Source organism: Mycobacterium sp. NGS26, assembly GCF_059813025.1.
In genome coordinates this window covers 506,485-522,032 of record NZ_JCALDU010000002.1, presented here as the reverse complement: position 1 = coordinate 522,032, position 15,548 = coordinate 506,485, and the positions used below count along the sequence as shown (strand labels likewise).

15 protein-coding genes and 1 pseudogene are annotated in these 15,548 nt (G+C 70.5%); 3 read left to right on the top strand and 13 right to left on the bottom strand.

Annotated features, from left to right (window positions below; genetic code table 11):
- The first annotated feature begins 3 nt into the window (after positions 1–3).
- The gene (locus AC5Y6X_RS08725) at positions 4–543 is read left to right on the top strand and encodes a GNAT family N-acetyltransferase (RefSeq protein ID WP_499985880.1); all 540 of its coding nucleotides are present in this window, start codon (positions 4–6) and stop codon (positions 541–543) included.
- Between the two features lie 372 nt (positions 544–915).
- A pseudogene (locus AC5Y6X_RS08720) lies at positions 916–1,632 on the top strand (S1C family serine protease); the annotation flags it as partial.
- Between the two features lie 45 nt (positions 1,633–1,677).
- Here AC5Y6X_RS08720 and AC5Y6X_RS08715 read toward each other — a convergent pair.
- The 13 genes from AC5Y6X_RS08715 to AC5Y6X_RS08655 form a co-directional block, all read right to left on the bottom strand.
- Positions 1,678–4,365, bottom strand: a complete 2,688-nt coding sequence (locus tag AC5Y6X_RS08715) for a fumarate reductase/succinate dehydrogenase flavoprotein subunit (RefSeq protein ID WP_499985879.1) — start codon at positions 4,363–4,365, stop codon at positions 1,678–1,680.
- Positions 4,365–5,093 (bottom strand): ABC transporter ATP-binding protein, encoded by a 729-nt coding sequence (locus AC5Y6X_RS08710; RefSeq protein ID WP_499986478.1) that lies wholly within the window; start codon positions 5,091–5,093, stop codon positions 4,365–4,367. Before AC5Y6X_RS08710 ends, AC5Y6X_RS08715 begins: the two co-directional genes overlap by 1 nt.
- 8 nt (positions 5,094–5,101) lie before the next feature.
- Positions 5,102–5,956, bottom strand: coding sequence for an ABC transporter permease (locus tag AC5Y6X_RS08705; protein ID WP_499985877.1), 855 nt, complete (start codon positions 5,954–5,956; stop codon positions 5,102–5,104).
- Positions 5,953–7,341, bottom strand: coding sequence for an ABC transporter substrate-binding protein (locus tag AC5Y6X_RS08700; protein WP_499985876.1), 1,389 nt, complete (start codon positions 7,339–7,341; stop codon positions 5,953–5,955). The genes AC5Y6X_RS08705 and AC5Y6X_RS08700 overlap by 4 nt, the downstream gene beginning before the upstream one ends.
- Positions 7,341–7,568, bottom strand: coding sequence for a 4Fe-4S dicluster domain-containing protein (locus AC5Y6X_RS08695; RefSeq protein ID WP_499985874.1), 228 nt, complete (start codon positions 7,566–7,568; stop codon positions 7,341–7,343). Before AC5Y6X_RS08695 ends, AC5Y6X_RS08700 begins: the two co-directional genes overlap by 1 nt.
- Positions 7,565–8,314 carry a GntR family transcriptional regulator gene (locus AC5Y6X_RS08690; RefSeq protein WP_499986477.1) on the bottom strand — a complete coding sequence of 250 codons (750 nt, stop codon included), beginning with the start codon at positions 8,312–8,314 and terminating at the stop codon, positions 7,565–7,567. Before AC5Y6X_RS08690 ends, AC5Y6X_RS08695 begins: the two co-directional genes overlap by 4 nt.
- Positions 8,315–8,505: 191 nt before the next feature.
- A complete protein-coding gene (locus tag AC5Y6X_RS08685) occupies positions 8,506–8,739 on the bottom strand; it encodes a hypothetical protein (RefSeq protein ID WP_499985872.1) in 234 nt (77 codons plus the stop codon).
- 164 nt (positions 8,740–8,903) lie between these two features.
- Positions 8,904–11,750 (bottom strand): aminotransferase class I/II-fold pyridoxal phosphate-dependent enzyme, encoded by a 2,847-nt coding sequence (locus AC5Y6X_RS08680; RefSeq protein ID WP_499985871.1) that lies wholly within the window; start codon positions 11,748–11,750, stop codon positions 8,904–8,906.
- Positions 11,751–11,838: 88 nt separating this feature from the next.
- Positions 11,839–12,228 carry an antitermination protein NusB gene (locus AC5Y6X_RS08675; RefSeq protein ID WP_324681842.1) on the bottom strand — a complete coding sequence of 130 codons (390 nt, stop codon included), beginning with the start codon at positions 12,226–12,228 and terminating at the stop codon, positions 11,839–11,841.
- Positions 12,225–12,710, bottom strand: coding sequence for a transcription antitermination factor NusB (nusB, locus tag AC5Y6X_RS08670; RefSeq protein ID WP_499985870.1), 486 nt, complete (start codon positions 12,708–12,710; stop codon positions 12,225–12,227). The genes AC5Y6X_RS08675 and nusB overlap by 4 nt, the downstream gene beginning before the upstream one ends.
- On the bottom strand, positions 12,707–13,270 hold the full coding sequence (gene efp, locus AC5Y6X_RS08665; RefSeq protein WP_499985868.1) for an elongation factor P: 564 nt from the start codon (positions 13,268–13,270) through the stop codon (positions 12,707–12,709). The genes nusB and efp overlap by 4 nt, the downstream gene beginning before the upstream one ends.
- 94 nt (positions 13,271–13,364) lie before the next feature.
- Positions 13,365–13,691, bottom strand: a complete 327-nt coding sequence (locus AC5Y6X_RS08660) for an Mtp family mycobacterial-type pilin (protein ID WP_499985867.1) — start codon at positions 13,689–13,691, stop codon at positions 13,365–13,367.
- 5 nt (positions 13,692–13,696) lie between these two features.
- Positions 13,697–14,833 (bottom strand): M24 family metallopeptidase, encoded by a 1,137-nt coding sequence (locus tag AC5Y6X_RS08655; protein WP_499985866.1) that lies wholly within the window; start codon positions 14,831–14,833, stop codon positions 13,697–13,699.
- A 33-nt stretch (positions 14,834–14,866) separates the two neighbouring features.
- Here AC5Y6X_RS08655 and AC5Y6X_RS08650 point away from each other — a divergent pair, with 33 nt between their 5' ends.
- On the top strand, positions 14,867–15,547 hold the full coding sequence (locus tag AC5Y6X_RS08650) for a B-4DMT family transporter (protein ID WP_499985864.1): 681 nt from the start codon (positions 14,867–14,869) through the stop codon (positions 15,545–15,547).
- Position 15,548: the final 1 nt, after the last annotated feature.

Below are 15,548 nucleotides of genomic sequence, written 5' to 3'. Positions count from 1 at the left end.
GCCATGGCCGACTATCCGCCTGACCGCATCGCCGGGCCGCGACTGGTGCTGCGCCCGCCCGTGCTCGACGACGCCGGCGCGCTGTTCCAACGGGTCGCCCGCGATCCGAAGGTCACCAAGTATCTGAAGTGGACGCCGCACCGAGACGTCGCTGCGACGCGGCGGGTGATCGCCGAAAAGCTCAATGTCGGCGACGACGAGCGGACCTGGGCCGTCGCGCTGCGGCACAGCGACGAAGTCATCGGGCTGGCCAGCTGCCGGCGCCCGGTGCCGCACTCGGTCGAGATCGGCTACTGCATCGGCCGACGGTGGTGGGGCAAGGGTTTCATGACCGAGGTCCTCGGTCTGCTGATGGACGCGCTGCAGGCCGACCGGGGCGTTTACCGCGTCTGGGCCACCTGCCACGTCGACAACGAGCGGTCGTCCCGGGTGCTGCTGCGGGCCGGGTTCGAGCTGGAGGGCCGGCTGGCCCGCTACGCCGTCTACCCCACCATCGGCCCCGAGCCGCTGGACGCCCTGCTGTACGCCAAGGCCCTGCGGTAGATCAGGGCCTTCGGCGGAGCCCCGGGGTCAACGCCGATCCGACGTTTCCCAAGCCGCGAAATGGGAATTCGACCTTTCACGGGTACACCGCCGCTGACACCGCGCGAGTAGCCACAGGAAGAGGTGGCCTAATCGATGACCACCGACGCTAGTACCGCGCCGCTGCACACCGCGGGCCGCCACGAAATGCCTGGCGGCCGCCACGAAAAGCGCGCAATCCGGCACGGGCATCGTCGTTTCGGCGGCCCCGTGTCGAGCGTCGCGTTCTGGTTGCGCTCCCGGCTGGGGGTCGTCGCCGGCGCGGCCGCGCTCGCGTTGTTCTCCGGCGCCGTCGGCGCGGTCGGCGTCGTCGCACTGCACTCCACCGCACCGGCCCCCAGGGCTCCGACCGCGCCCGCCCCGCCGGCGCCCACGACCCTCGAGCAGGCGGTGGCCAAGGCGATACCCAGCGTGGTCAAACTCGAGACGGCCATCGGCCCGGAAACCCAAGAGGGGTCCGGCGTGGTGCTGGACACCGACGGGTTCATCCTGACGAACAACCACGTCGTGGCGACGCCCGGCCCGGGCCAGGCCGGCCCGCCGGTGAAGGCCACCGCGACTTTCGCCGACGGACGCACCGCGCCGTTCACCATCGTCGGCGCCGACGCCGCCACCGACATCGCGGTGGTTCGCGTTCAAGGCATCGCGGACCTGCGGCCGATAACGATGGGATCCTCGGCCGGCCTGCAGGTGGGCCAGAGCGTGGCCGCCATCGGCGCGCCGCTCGGACTGGACGGCACGGTCACCACCGGGGTCATCAGCGCGCTGCACCGTCCGGTGTCGGGCATCGTCGGCCCGGGCAGCGGCGACGCCGTGCTCGACGCGATCCAAACCGACGCCACGATGAGCCCCGGCAGCTCCGGAGGCGCGTTGGTCGACGCGGCCGGCGCGATGATCGGGCTCAACTCCGCAATCGCGACAATGGGATCCGGCTATCCCGGCGGCCCGGCCAGCTGGATCGGTGTGGGTTTCGCCATCCCCGTCGACCAGGCCAGGAGCGTGGCCGAGCACCTGATCGCGACCGCCGCGGCCGCCAACGCATCGCTGGGCCATCGCTGAAAACCGAAGGCAGGCAGTGGAACCCACTGAAATCGGTCACGACCCGCTGAAGCCCGCCAGCGCCCGGCGCGCGTAGGCCCGCACGTCGGCGTCTGAGTCCTTGAGCGCGATCCCCAGCGCGTCGCGGGCGGCGGGCTCGCCGGCCCACCGGGTCAGGCTCAGCACGGCCGCCTTGCGCACGTCGAGGTGGGCGTCGGCGAGCGCCTCGGACAGCCGGGGAACGGCGAATTCGGCCGTCGCGCCCGCCAGCGCCCGCGCCGCGCCCTCCCGCACCTGCCAGGCCGGTGCCAGCAGCGCCTTTTCGATAGCAGCGAAATCGCCTTCGCCGCAACCTAATTCGCCCAGCGCGGCCAGCGCCGCCGCGCGCACCAGCGGATCGGCGTCGGCGACCAGCGCGCTCACCGCATCCGCGCCGCCGCGCAGCGTGGCCAGGCCGGCGGCCGCCGCTATGCGGACCTCGCGGTTGTCGTCGCCGGTGGCCGCGACAACCCCGGCCACGTCGTCGACCGACACCAGCGCCCGCACCGCCTCGATGCGCACTCGGTGCTCGGGATCCGTTAGCGCGCGCCGGTATTGGTCGCCATCGCCGACCCGGCGCGCGGCCAGCAGGTACAACGACGCCGCGCGCACCACCGCGTCGCGGGAGGACAGGCGCGCCCGGGCCGCGGCCGGGTCGGGCAGCACCTCCACCAGCTCGCGGATTCCCTCGGCGCCGGCGCGGCGCACCCCAGCGTCGGCGTCGTCCAGCGCGGCGAACAGCGCCGGGGCATACCCGTCGGGGATGTGCTCGGTGAGGGTGGCCACCGCGGTCTTGCGCACCCCGGGATCCGGGTCGGTCAGGTAGGGCTCCAGGTCGGCGATCGTCGGCTCCTCCAGCGCGAGCACCTCGGCGATGCGCGGCGACGGCGGCTCGAATGCCGTTGCGGCCGAGCCGATCCGCGAAGCGCTGACGGCCGGGGCCTGACCGCCGACCAGCGGCGGCTGCTCCACCTCGTGCACGGTCTGATCCAGCGGCGGCAGGCCGTCCAGCTCGGGCACCGAGACGAAATAGGGGGCCACGGGGCGCTTGAGGAACACCATCGCGCCGTCGGGCCCCCTGCGCAGGTTGAGGTGATAACCCCATTGGCCGTCGTCGCGCCCGGGCAGGTCGGCGCGGTCGTGGTAGAGGCCCCAGCGGGATTCGGTCCGGGTGAGCGAGGACCGCGCCGCCATCTCGGCGCAGTCCCTGATGAACGACACCTCGACGGCGCGCATCAGCTCGTGCGGAGTGCGGGCGCCCATCTCGGCGATCTCGGCCCGCATCCGGTCGAAGGTGCGCACCGCGATGGACAGCTTGGCCGCCGTCTTGGGCGGCGCCACATAGTCGTTGACGAACCGGCGCAGCTTGTATTCCACCTGCGGCTGGGGCGGCCCGTCCGGGTGCCGCAGCGGTCGGTAGATCAGCTCGTGCGCGTCACGCAGTTGATCACCCGGAAGCTCCTGTGGCGCGGCAACTTCGGCGCACGTGGCGGCGGCATGGCTGCCGGCCAGGTCGCCGAACACGAACGCCCCGATCATGTAGTTGTGCGGCACGCAGGCCAGGTCCCCCGCGGCGTACAGCCCGGGAACGGTGGTGCGGGCATGCTCGTCGACCCAGACCCCGGAGGCGGAATGGCCGCTGCACAAACCGATCTCGGAGATGTGCATCTCCACATCGTGGGTGCGGTAGTCGTGGCCGCGGTTGGCGTGGAAGGTGCCGCGGGTGGGCCGTTCGGTGGTGTGCAGGATGTTCTCCAGCGCGGTCAGCGTCTCGTCGGGCAGGTGGGACACCTTCAGGTAGATGGGCCCGCGGGCGGAGTCGATCTCGCTCTTGACCTCGGCCATCATCTGCCCCGACCAGTAGTCGGAGTCGACGAACCGCTCCCCCAGCGCGTTGACCTGGTAACCCCCGAAGGGATTGGCCACGTAGGCGCAGGCCGGGCCGTTGTAGTCCTTGATCAGCGGATTGACCTGGAAGCACTCGATGCCGGACAGCTCGGCGCCGGCGTGGTAGGCCATCGCGTACCCGTCGCCGGCGTTGGTCGGGTTCTCGTAGGTGCCGTACAGGTAGCCCGACGCGGGCAGGCCGAGCCGCCCACACGCCCCGGTCGCGAGTATCACCGCCTTGGCGCCGACGGCGACGAATTCCCCGGTTCGGGTGTTCAGGGCGGCGGCGCCGACGGCACGGCCGTGAGACGTCAGCACCCGCACCGGCATCAGGCGGTTCTCGATCCGGATCCGCTCCCGCATCGACCGTTGCCGCAGCACCCGATACAGCGCCTTCTTGACGTCCTTGCCCTCCGGCATGGGCAGCACGTACGAGCCCGACCGGTGCACCCGGCGCACCGCGTACTCGCCGTGCTCGTCCTTCTCGAACTTCACCCCATAGCGTTCCAGGCGTTGCACCATCGCGAACCCGCGGGAGGCCGTCTGATACAGCGTGCGCTGGTTGACGATTCCGTCGTTGGCGCGGGTGATCTCGGCGACGTAATCCTCGGGTTCGGCCTTGCCGGGAATGACGGCGTTGTTGACCCCGTCCATGCCCATCGCCAGCGCGCCGGAGTGCCGCACGTGGGCCTTCTCCAGCAGCAGCACCCGCGCGCCGCCCTCCGCGGCGGACAGGGCGGCCATGGTGCCCGCGGTGCCTCCGCCGATGACCAGCACGTCGCAGTCGAGGCGGACCGGCGCCAAATCCGGAACCCGCATCAGGCCGCCACCGAATGATCCAGGGCGGCAAGGATTTCCGCGCGCAGTTCGCCCCGGGGCCGGGTGTCTCGCGGCTCGGGCACGTCAAGCACCGCCCGCGCGGGCCGGCCGGCCTTGCCCAGCACGACGATCCGGTCGCCCAGTGTCAGCGCCTCGTCGACGTCGTGCGTGACGAAGACGATCGTGGTGGGGTGGGTGCGCCAGGTGTCGATGAGCAGTCGCTGCATGGCGGCGCGTGTCTGGGTGTCCAGCGCCCCGAACGGCTCGTCCATCATCACCGCGCGCGGGGCGCCGGCCAGGCCGCGGGCCAGCTGGACGCGCTGGCGCATTCCGCCGGACAGGCTCTTGGGCAGGTAGTGGCCGAAGCCGGTGAGCCCGAGCTCCTCGATCCAGCGTTCGGCCGCCGGGCGTCGGGTGGCGCGGGGCTCGCCGCGCAGCCGCAGGGCCAGCTCGATGTTGGATCGCACGGTGCGCCACGGCAGCAGCGCGTTGTCCTGGAACACCATGCCCCGGTCGCCCGACGTGCCGGTGACCGGCATGCCGTCGGCCAGCACCCGCCCGTCGTCGGGGCGCATCAGGCCCGCCAGGGCGCGCAGCACCGTCGACTTGCCGGAGCCGGACGGCCCGGTGAGCACCAGGATCTCCCCGGGCCGCACCGTCAGGCTCAGCCCGTCGATGACCGGATCCCCGGTGTAGGACAACCGAACTCGGTCCAGCTCGAGGCTCATCCCGACGGTCACCGCGACTGCTCCTGCGCGCGCGGCAGCCAGCGGGTCACGCGCCGGCCCACCAGCTCGACGGCCGCGGCCGTCGCGAATCCCAGCACCCCGATGGTGATGATGCCGACGAACACCTGGGGGTAGGCCAGCACGGTGTAGCCCTGCCAGGTGCGGTAGCCCACCCCGAGGCGCCCGGAGATCATCTCCGCGGAGATCACGCAGATCCAGGCCACGCCCATGCCGACCGACAACCCGCCGAACACGCCGGGCAGGATGCCCGGCAGCACCACCTGCCGCAGCACCTGCCAGCGGCCGCCGCCGAGGGTGCGCACGGAGTCCTCCCACAGCGTGGGCAGCGCCCGCACCGCGTGCCGGGTGCTGACCATGATCGGAAAGTAGGCCGCGAGAAAGGTGATGAACACGATGCCGGCCTCGTCCGTGGGAAACAGCAAGATCGCGACCGGCACCAGCGCGATGGCGGGAATGGGCCGGGCCAGCTCGGTCAGGGGGCCGAACAGATCGGCGAACAACCGCGAGCGGCCCAGCCACACGCCCGTCGCGACGCCGACCACCGCGGCCAGCCCGAAGCCGGTGAGGATGCGAATCAACGACTGCGCCAGGTCAAGCCAGTACTCGTAGGCGCCGAGCCGGCGGTGCAGCGCGGTCACGATCTCGGTGACCGTCGGCAACGTGTCGAACCGCAGCAGCAGCCGCACCTTGCCGGCGGTCAGCAGCTGCCAGAGCCCGACGGCGGCGGCCACCGAGGCCACCCGCAGCAGCCGCGACCGCCACGGCGAGGCGACGCGCCGCGGCCGCACGAACGTCGGTGTCGAGACCGCCCCGACGACCGGTTCGATCAATTCCGCTGTCATATCGAAACCCCCAGTGCCTGTTGATAACTCATGGCGACACCGCCCGGGTGCGCGGCGAGATACCGGCGCGCCCCGGCCTGCGTGCCGAAGGGCAAGAATCTTTGGCCGTCCTTCACCCAGACCGCCCTGTCGGCGAACCACCGGGTGCCCAGCTCCGCGTCGGGAACATAGGCCGCGCGGACCTTGGCGCCGCGCGCCGCGGCATCCCGGGCGGCCTGCAGCAGGCCGGTCGGATCGGCGGTGGTTTGGGTCCTGTCGGCCCCGTCCAGCCACAGCTCGCTGGCCGAGGCGGGGTCGCCGCCGAGCGTCGACGGGTTCGCGGTGCGCGCCCGCGCCGCGTCGTAGTTCAGGCCGCGGGCCGCGAAGACCGCGCGCAGCGGCCCGTCCTGGACGAAGCCCGCGATGTCGAGGTCGGCGAAGTCGCCGATCGACTTCAGGTAGGGCACATCGCTTTTCAGCGCGTCGACCAGCGATGGCTTCAGCGTGGTGTCGAACGACGTGCCGCCGGGACCGTTGTAGAGGTACACCACCTCCTGTGGCAGGCCGCTGCCCTGGGCGACGATGCGGGCGGCCTCCAGCGGCTTTTCGTTGAGGAAGTCGGTGGCGTCCAGTTGCGCCTGCAGGAAGGCCGCCAGCACCTCGGGGTGGGCCGACGCGTAGGAGCGGCGCACCACCACACCGTGCAGGGTGGGCAGGTTCAGCTCGGCCCCGTCGTACAGCAGCCTCGCCTTGCCCTGGTAGACCAACAGCCCCGGCCAGGCGACGAACTGCGAAAGCGCCTGCACCTGGCCGGATTCCAGCGCCGAAGCTCCGATCTGCGGCTGCTGGTTGAGCACCTGCACACCGCCGACCCGCGCGCCGTCCAGCGCCCGCACCAGGGTGCCGTGGCCCGCCGAGCCGACGCTGGCCGACACCTTCGCGCCGGCCAGGTCGGCCAGTGTCGCGGCCGGCGAATCGGGCGGCACCACAACCATGTTCAGGGCGCCCTTGGGGTTGTAGCCGGTGACCGACACCATCTCGGTGCGGGCCAATGGGTTGGCCTGCGTCTTGGAGCCGTTGATCAGCATCGGGTAGTCGCCCATCGAGCCGATGTCGATCTTCTCGGCGAGCATCTGCGCGGTGATCGGGGCGCCGGTGTCGTAGTCCTGCCAGCGCACCGCGTATCGGGTGCCGGTGCGGGTGGTGATGTCGGCGAGCCGGCGCTCCAGGTAGCCCTGGGCGCGCAGCAGCGTGCCCGCGGTCACGGTGTTGATGGTCTTGGACTGATAGCCCACCACCACGTTGACCACGCCGGAGGACGCCGACAGCGCTTCCAGGGAGCATCCGGAGACGGCGGCGACGATGACGGCCGCCATCGAGATCAGCCGCATGGCTTGGTGTTTCATCAGCGGAGCAGATACGGCATGTTCACCGTGACGGCGCCGGTGGGGCAGCGGGCCGCGCACGGGCCGCAGTACCAGCATTCGTCGACGTGCATGAAGGCCTTCGCGGTGTCGGGGTCGATGGCCAGCGCGTCCAGCGGGCAGATCTCCACGCAGAGCGTGCAGCCGTCGATGCACAGCGATTCGTCGATGGTCACGGGAACGTCGGCGCGGTGGTTGACCAGCGTCATGGTTTGCTCCTTATCGGCTCGGCTCGTAATAAATTGCCGCGCATGGTGATTCGGTCGCCCCGCATCCGGATGTACTCCAGGTCGACGGGCGTGCCGTCGTCGAGGCTGGTGAGCCGCTCCAGCATGAGCAGCGCCGACCCGTCGGGCACCTGCAGCGTGGCCGCCGAGTGCGCGTCGGCGGGGATGGCCTCCAGCGCCAGCGACGCCGACCCCAGCCGCCGCCCGCTGACCTGCTCGATGAGCGCGAACAGGTCTTGGGTTTCCAAGGGGTGACCCAGGATTCGGTTTCCGATATCCGGCGCGAGGTAGGTCAGGTCGAGGCTCAGCGGCAGGTCGCCGAGGTAACGCAGCCGCTCGACGAACACCGCCTCCTCGCCGTGCCGCAGCCGCAGCCGGCGAGCCACCGACGGCGGGGCCGTCACCGGCATGGCCGCCCGCACCTCGTTGCGGACCTCGCCGAGGTTCTTGAAGGTCTCCTTGAGTCCCAGCAGCGAATCCAGCCGATGGTCGTACTTGCGCTGCGCGACGTGGGTGCCGACCTTGGGTCCGCGGTCGATCAGCCCCTCGTTCTTCAGGATGCCCAGCGCCTCGCGAATGGTGTTGCGGGACACCAGGAACTCGGAAGCCAGGTCGTTCTCGGCGGGCAGGCCCTCGGCGTAGACGCCGGCGTGGATCTGCTGGCGCAACACGTCGGCGGCCCGGCGGGCACGATTGGCCCGGGAGCCCTCGGAACGCGAGATCGGGATGGCGTCGGCCACGCCGTCACGCTAATGCAGCTCAGGGCGCGAACAGGCCGGCCAAATCGGGGCTTTGAGAGTCGGTCCGCGCTTTGCGCCGGGCGGCGCTTCGCCACGACCAGCGGGAAACCACGCGCCGTCGGGCTATTGCGCCACTTCCGCCGACGCGCCGCGGTTGCGATCCGCGTGAGCAGAACTTCTCATGACGCCTTGGCGTACCTGCGAACCAGGTCGTTTTCCCCGAACGTGCTCGTGTGCTGCAGGCCCGCGTCGTCGCGACCGAAAAACGTCCACTGCCGCGGGGTCGCCTGCGGCCCGCTGATCATCTTGACCCGGTAGCGCAGCGGGCCCGGACCCAGCGAGCCGATGACGTCGCCGACCCGGATCTCCGACGGATGAATCTGCGGTGCGTCGTGCCAGTTCTGTATCGCCATGTCGCCTGCGACGCTCCCGTCTTGACCGGAAAACCGGCCGGATCACTCGAATCGGCGACGACATGACGTGTTGGTCAGATGCGAGGTATCGCCGACTTTTCCCACCCTACCCGGGGCGTCCAGCACGAACGGGCTTTTGCGCGGTGTGCCGCCGCAGGCCCGGCTCACGCGTCCTTGGCGGCCGCCTGCACGACGGTGTCGCCGTTCGACGACCCGTTCGTGGCGGAGGCATCCGCCGACACCTCGAAGACCGGGAACGCGGAACCCACCGCGGCCGTCGCCGCGTTGCGCTGGGCCTCCATCCGGGCCAGCGCCTCCGGCGTGAACACCGACAACCCGAGTTCGGGGTTGTACCCGTGGATCTCCTTCACGTCGAGCTGGGCCAGGAAATAGATGATCTCCTTGGAGACCACCTGACCCGGGACCAGCACCGGGAAGCCGGGCGGGTAGGGCACCACGAACGTGGTGGACACCAGCGTCTTGCCCTCAGCCAGTCGCCGGCCGGCGGTGCCGATCAGCACGTACTCGCGGTCCGACTCCTCGTAGCCCGCGTAGAAGGCCGTCCGCGTATCGCCGAACGCGCAGGCGTCGACGGGACGGAACGCGATGTCGAACTCGCTGAAGTCGGGCAGGTGCGGCAGATCCTCGGTGATCTCCTCGACGTGGCGGTCGTGCAGCGCCCAGTCGGCGGCGCTGGCGGCCTTCTGCAGGCGGTCGAGGTCGGTGGCCACCCGGCGCAGCACGTCGAGCAGGTAATGCACGCTCGACCAGGTCACCCCGATCGTGAAGATCAGCAGCACGCTGTTGATCGACGTCTTGTTGATCTGGATGCCGAAGCGGTCCATCAGGACCTTCTCCCGGAAGTCGTACCCGTTCATCCCGGTCTTGCCGACGAACAGCGTGACCCGCGTCGGATCCAGCACGAACTCGTCGGACCGCCACGCCTCGTTCCACTCGGCCTGCGCGCCCTGCACGACCTGACGGTAGGAGCTGACATGGGAGGCCCGGAATTCGTCGGGCACCAGGTCGGACTCGTCGAGAATGCGGAACCACTTGCTGATCAACCGGTCCTTGCGAACACGGCCCCGGAAGGTCAGCGCCATGTTATAGACCTGCCGAACCAGCTGGAATCCCTCGATGTCCACCTGTCGGCGCGCCAGATCCAGCGACGCGAGCAGTTGCTGATTGGGCGAGGTCGACGTGTGGGTCAAGAACGCCTCACCGAACGCGTCGCGGGTGCGCGCATTGAAATCCTGGTCGCGCACGTGGATCATCGACGCCTGCCGCAGCGCCGACAACGACTTGTGCGTGGAGTGCGTCGCATACACCCGGACCCGCGCGCAACCGGGGTCGGGCAGCAACCGGCGGTGCACCCACTCCGACCGGTCGACGCCCTCCATCGACGCCGCCCACTTCCGGTATTCCGCAACGTATTCCGGCGACGACAACATCTGGTACAGACGATCGGCGGACACCATGGCGGTGCGCTGCCGGGCCCACGGCACGGCGGTGGCGAACGCGTACCACGCCTCGTCCCACAGGAAGCAGATGTCCGGCTTGATCGCCAGCACCTCCTCCATGACGCGGCGCGGGTTGTAGACGACGCCGTCGAAGGTGCAGTTGGTGAGCAACAGCATGCGCACCCGGTGCAGCTGCCCGGCCGCCTCCAGGTCCAGCAGCGTCTTCTTGATCGTCTCCAGCGCCACCGCACCGTAAATGGCGAACTGCGGCAACGGATACGCGTCGAGGTACAGCGGATACGCGCCGGCCAGCACCAGGCCGTAGTGGTGGGACTTGTGGCAGTTGCGGTCGATCAGGACGATGTCGCCCGGCCGGGTCAGGGACTGCACGACGATCTTGTTGGCGGTCGACGTTCCGTTGGTGACGAAGTAGGTGTGCTCGGCGTTCCACGTCTTCGCGGCCTTGTCCATCGCCTTCTTGATGTTGCCGTGCGGGTCCAGCAGCGAGTCCAGGCCACCCGAGGTGGTCGACGTCTCGGCCATGAAGATGTTGCGGCCGTAGAACTCTCCCATGTCCTGCAGCGACTTGGAGTTGAAGATGCTGGCGCCGCGCGCGACGGGAAGGGCGTGGAACTGACCGACCGGCGCCGCCGCGTAGGCGCGCAGCGCGTCGAAAAACGGTGTGGCGAACCGGTTCCGCAGGCCCGCGAGCACCGTGCTGTGCAGGTCGGTCACGTCGTTGAGCCGGTAGAACGTCCGGTCGTAGACGTCCTGCTCGTCGTCGTTGCCCGCCGCGATCGACTCGTCGGTGAGCAGATAAAGGTCGATGTGGGGCCGCAACTCGCGGATCCACTCGCCGCATTCGAGCCAGTCGTCGGCGCGATCGGTCACCGGCGCGGCGTCGTTCGGCCCGAGCAACGTGTTCATCAGCGGCACCCGGTCGCGCGACCGCAGCGGCAGGTCGTGGCGGATGATCGCGGCCTGGATCTCGCCGTTCAGCGCGACCGCGGTGATGGCGTCCTCGACGCTGGGCACGACGAGGAGCTCGAACTGCACGTCGTCGGACGGGGAGCGCAGCGCCCGCAGGCATTCCGCCAGGCTGTCGGGCGCCGTCATCGGCGCGTCGTCGGCGAGCAACACGGTGTAGAACTGCTGCTGTTTGGCCTGGGCCACCAGCTCCTGATCGGCCAGCGGCGCGGTGGTGTCGAAAAGCCCTGCGCGGTCGCCGTATTCACACAGCAGCCGCGCGGCCAGCGACACCTCCTCGGACAGCCGCACCGTGGACTTGCTCTCGAGGTGGGCGCGGAAGGTGGCCAGGTTCTCCGCGCCGGGATACAGCCAGTACCGCTCGTAGGCGCCGATGCGGTCCATCAGGCGTTTCACCCGGGCCATGTCGTGGGCGATGTCCAGCCCGGCGAGGTCGACCTCGGCGAGGTGGCGGCAGGCGTCGTCGAGCAGGTTCCAGGTGTCCACGCGGGTGTACGACGGGTTGGCCACGGCGGCCAGCGCGGAGACGCGAAGTCGTCGCGGATGGGCACTGTCTCGATTCATGTCGTCACCTTCCGCGGGATCCAGCAAGTATTGTCACCCGCCGGTGCCGCGCACGGAATCGTTTCGCCCAGGATTCGACGGCGCCGGATCAGCCATCCAGCTCGTCGTCGGCGTCGATCACCCGCCGGTTGGCGCGGGAGCTGTCGACCCAGCGCAGCCCCGGAAGCTCCCAGCGGCGCGCCGGCAGGTCGGTGACGTCGCTGAGCGAGCGCACCACCGCCTGCGTCAGCCCCATGATGGCGGCCATCACCGGCAACAGCGGCTGCAGCGGCTTGGCCGCCGTGCGCACGGTGCTGATCCGGCGGGCCACGACCAGGCGCTCGATCGAGTGGTACAGCCAGGCGCCGACGCCCAGCGCGTAGATCGAGAGCACCGACGCGACGATGGTCCAGCCGTAGGCGGCGCACACCACGGCGCCCAGCACCACCGTCGCGGCCAGGAGGGCCGCGACGAGGGCGCGCAGCTCCAGCCGGCTCATGCCTCGGGCCCGCCCAGCGCCCGGGCGGCCGCCCGGATCTGCGGCGTCACGAGCATGACCTGGCCCAGCACGCCGTTGACGAAGCCCGGCGAGTCGTCGGTGGACAGCTCCTTGGCCAGCTGCACGGCCTCGTCGACGGCGACGGGCTCCGGCACGTCCTCGGCGTACAGCAGCTCCCACACCGACACCCGCAGGATGGCGCGGTCCACGGCGGGCAGCCGGTCCAGCGTCCAGCCCTGCAAATGGGAGCTGATCAGGTCGTCGATGTGCGCGAGCTGCTCCCCGACCCCGCGCACCGCCGTCCGGGTGTAGGCCGGCAGCGGCGCCACGTCCGGGTTCGCCCCGGCCAGCGCGGCGCGGAGGTCGACGGCCTCGGCCGGGCTCAGGCCGCGGGCCTCGGCCTCGAACAACAGGTCGACGGCGCGCTTGCGGGCCTGATGGCGTCCCTTGACCGGGCGCGCGGGCCGGGCGGGCCTGCTCACGCGTTGACGCGCCCCAGGTAGCTGCCGTCCCGCGAGTCGACCTTGAGCTTGTCTCCGGCGTTGATGAACAGCGGCACCTGGATCTGCGCGCCGGTCTGCAGGGTGGCCGGCTTGGTGCCGGCGCTGGAGCGGTCGCCCTGCAGGCCCGGCTCGGTGTGGGTGACCTCCAGCTCGACCGACACCGGCAGCTCGATGTACAGCGGCGACCCGTCGTGGAACGCCACCTGCACCGGCATGCCCTCCAGCAGGAACCGCGCGGCGTCGCCCACCAGCGACTCCGGCAGGTGATGCTGCTCGTAGTCCTCGCTGTCCATGAACACGAAGTCCGAACCGTCGCGGTAGAGGTAGGTGGTGTCGCGCCGGTCCACGGTCGCGGTCTCCACCTTCACCCCGGCGTTGTAGGTCTTGTCGACGACCTTGCCGGAGAGCACGTTCTTCAGCTTGGTGCGCACGAAGGCCGGACCCTTGCCGGGTTTGACGTGCTGGAACTCGGTGATGGTCCACAGCTGCCCGTCGATTACCAGGACGAGTCCGTTCTTGAAGTCGGCGGTGGTCGGCACGGTCGCTGAATCTCCTCGGGGATGGCCGGGTTGCTGTGGAACATCCTACGGGCGCACGAACTTTCCCCGCGCGGCCCGGGCGGTGAGCAGGCAGCTAGACGGGGGTCCACACGCCGTTGTTGAAGAATCCCCACTGACCCGACGTCGGGTTCCACATCAGGTGGGCCTGCGGCGCCCAGGCCGGTGGGGGCGGCGCCGGCGGCGCCCACGGCGGCGGGGGTCCCCAGGGCCCCCAGCCCGCCGGGGCGGGGCCCTGCCAGTCGTGGCACTGGTTCCAGTCCCAGTTGTAGTTGGTGCCCCAGGCCGGGTCCCACTGCTGGCCGGGGCACCAGTGGTTGGTGGGGGCCGGGGCCGCCTCCGCGATGCCGGCCGACCCGAACGCGGCGAGCGCCAGCGCGCCGGCGCACAGCCGAACCCACATGTGCTTCATGTCAGGACCGCCAGTTCTTTGGGGAACCGGGTCAGCAGCTCCGGGGCGTGTCCGGCGGCCTCCGACCCCCTCGCCGTTCCGTCGGCCACCACCAGCGTGTCCTCGATGCGGACGCCACCGCGGCCGGGCAGGTAGACGCCGGGCTCCACGGTCACCACGGAGCCCGCGAGCAGGGTGCCGGCGGAGGTGGCCCCGATTCCCGGTGCCTCGTGGATCTGCAGGCCCACGCCGTGCCCCAGGCCGTGGCCGAAATTCTCGCCGTAGCCGGCGTCGGCGATCAGCTGGCGCGCCGCGGCGTCCACCTCCCGCAGGCCGGCGCCGGGCCGCAACGCCTCCCGACCTGCCCGCTGCGCGTCGGCGACCAGCTGGTAGATCTCGCGCTGCCAATCGGCGACCTTGCCGGCCTTGCCCAGCACGAACGTGCGCGTCATGTCGGAGTGGTAGCCGGCGACCAGCGCGCCGAAGTCGATCTTGACGAAATCGCCCGCGGCGAGCACGGCGTCGGTGGGCCGGTGGTGCGGGATCGCCGAATTGGGGCCCGCCGCCACGATCGTCTCGAACGAGATCCCGTCGGCGCCGTGGTCGAGCATCAGGGACTCCAGCTCCCGGCTCACCTCGCGCTCGGTGCGCCCGGGCCGCAGGCCGCCCCGCGCCACCAGGTCGTCGAGCGCGGCGTCGGCCGCCTCGCAGGCCAGCCGCAGCAGCGCCAGCTCGCCGGCGTCCTTGACCTCGCGCAGCTTCTCGACGGTGCCGGCGGCCCGGACCAGCTCGGTCTGGCCGCCCCGTTCGTCCAGCTCACCGGTGAGCGCGTCGAAGCCGTCGACGGTGACCACGTTGCTTTCGAAGCCCAGCTTGCGCACCCCGCCGTCGGCGGCCCGGCCGACCAGGTAGCGCCCGACGGCCCGCTCGATGGCGATCTCGAGGTCGGGCGCCTGCTCCGCGGCCTGGGTGCGATACCGGCCGTCGGTGGCCAAAATCGGCACCCGATCGTCGGCGAAAACCAGCAACGCGCCGTTGGACCCGGAGAATCCCGACAGATACCGCACGTTGATCAGGTCTGTGACCAGCATCGCATCCAGCCCGCCGGCCACGATTTGCGATTTCAGGTTTCCTCGACGCTGGGAATGTGTCACAGCCCTTGACGGTACTCGCTACGCTTTCCCCCCATGAGCAACTGGATGCTGCGCGGATTGGGCTTGGCCGCGCTAATGGTGATCGTTCGCTTGCTGCAGGGGGCGATGATCAACGCTTGGCAAGAGTGGGCGGCATGGATCAGCGTGGTGCTGCTGATCCTGTTCGCCGCGTGCGCGGCCGTGTGGGGGGCGATCGACGGCCGGGCCGACGCCACGGCCACCCGCGATCCGGATCGTAGGCAGGACCTGGCGATGACCTGGCTGCTGGCCGGCCTGGTCGCGGGGATCGTCAGCGGGGCCGTGGCCTGGCTCATCTCGCTGGCCTACAAGGGGCTCTACACCGGGGGCCTGATCAACGAGGTGACGACGTTCGCGGCGTTCACCGCGCTGGTCGTGTTCCTGTCCGGCATCGTCGGGGTGACCTTCGGCCGCTGGCGGGTGGACCGGCAGTACGAGAAGGAGCCGGAGCGGCACCACGGCCTGGCCGCCAAGGGGCGCGACGGCGACACCGACGTGTTCACCGCCGTCCGCGGCGACGAAACCCCGACCGGCAAGATCCCGGCGGCCCGGACCGAGGAGCGGACCGCGCCGGTGGCCACCGCCGAGCGCGACGAACCCACCGAAACGATCCCGACGGCCCGCGACGACGACAAGACCGAGGTGATCCGCACCGACACCGACGCCAGGCACGCGCGCGGGGAAGAAAAGGAATAGC

Coding starts and splice junctions, on each gene's coding strand:
- AC5Y6X_RS08695 (WP_499985874.1), bottom strand. CDS start 7,568: ATGACGCTGGTCAACCACCGCGCCGACGTTCCCGTGACCATCGACGAA.
- AC5Y6X_RS08705 (WP_499985877.1), bottom strand. CDS start 5,956: ATGACAGCGGAATTGATCGAACCGGTCGTCGGGGCGGTCTCGACACCG.
- AC5Y6X_RS08685 (WP_499985872.1), bottom strand. CDS start 8,739: ATGGCGATACAGAACTGGCACGACGCACCGCAGATTCATCCGTCGGAG.
- AC5Y6X_RS08675 (WP_324681842.1), bottom strand. CDS start 12,228: ATGAGCCGGCTGGAGCTGCGCGCCCTCGTCGCGGCCCTCCTGGCCGCG.
- AC5Y6X_RS08680 (WP_499985871.1), bottom strand. CDS start 11,750: ATGAATCGAGACAGTGCCCATCCGCGACGACTTCGCGTCTCCGCGCTG.
- AC5Y6X_RS08700 (WP_499985876.1), bottom strand. CDS start 7,341: ATGAAACACCAAGCCATGCGGCTGATCTCGATGGCGGCCGTCATCGTC.
- AC5Y6X_RS08660 (WP_499985867.1), bottom strand. CDS start 13,691: ATGTGGGTTCGGCTGTGCGCCGGCGCGCTGGCGCTCGCCGCGTTCGGG.
- AC5Y6X_RS08710 (WP_499986478.1), bottom strand. CDS start 5,093: ATGAGCCTCGAGCTGGACCGAGTTCGGTTGTCCTACACCGGGGATCCG.
- AC5Y6X_RS08650 (WP_499985864.1), top strand. CDS start 14,867: ATGAGCAACTGGATGCTGCGCGGATTGGGCTTGGCCGCGCTAATGGTG.
- AC5Y6X_RS08725 (WP_499985880.1), top strand. CDS start 4: ATGGCCGACTATCCGCCTGACCGCATCGCCGGGCCGCGACTGGTGCTG.
- AC5Y6X_RS08715 (WP_499985879.1), bottom strand. CDS start 4,365: ATGCGGGTTCCGGATTTGGCGCCGGTCCGCCTCGACTGCGACGTGCTG.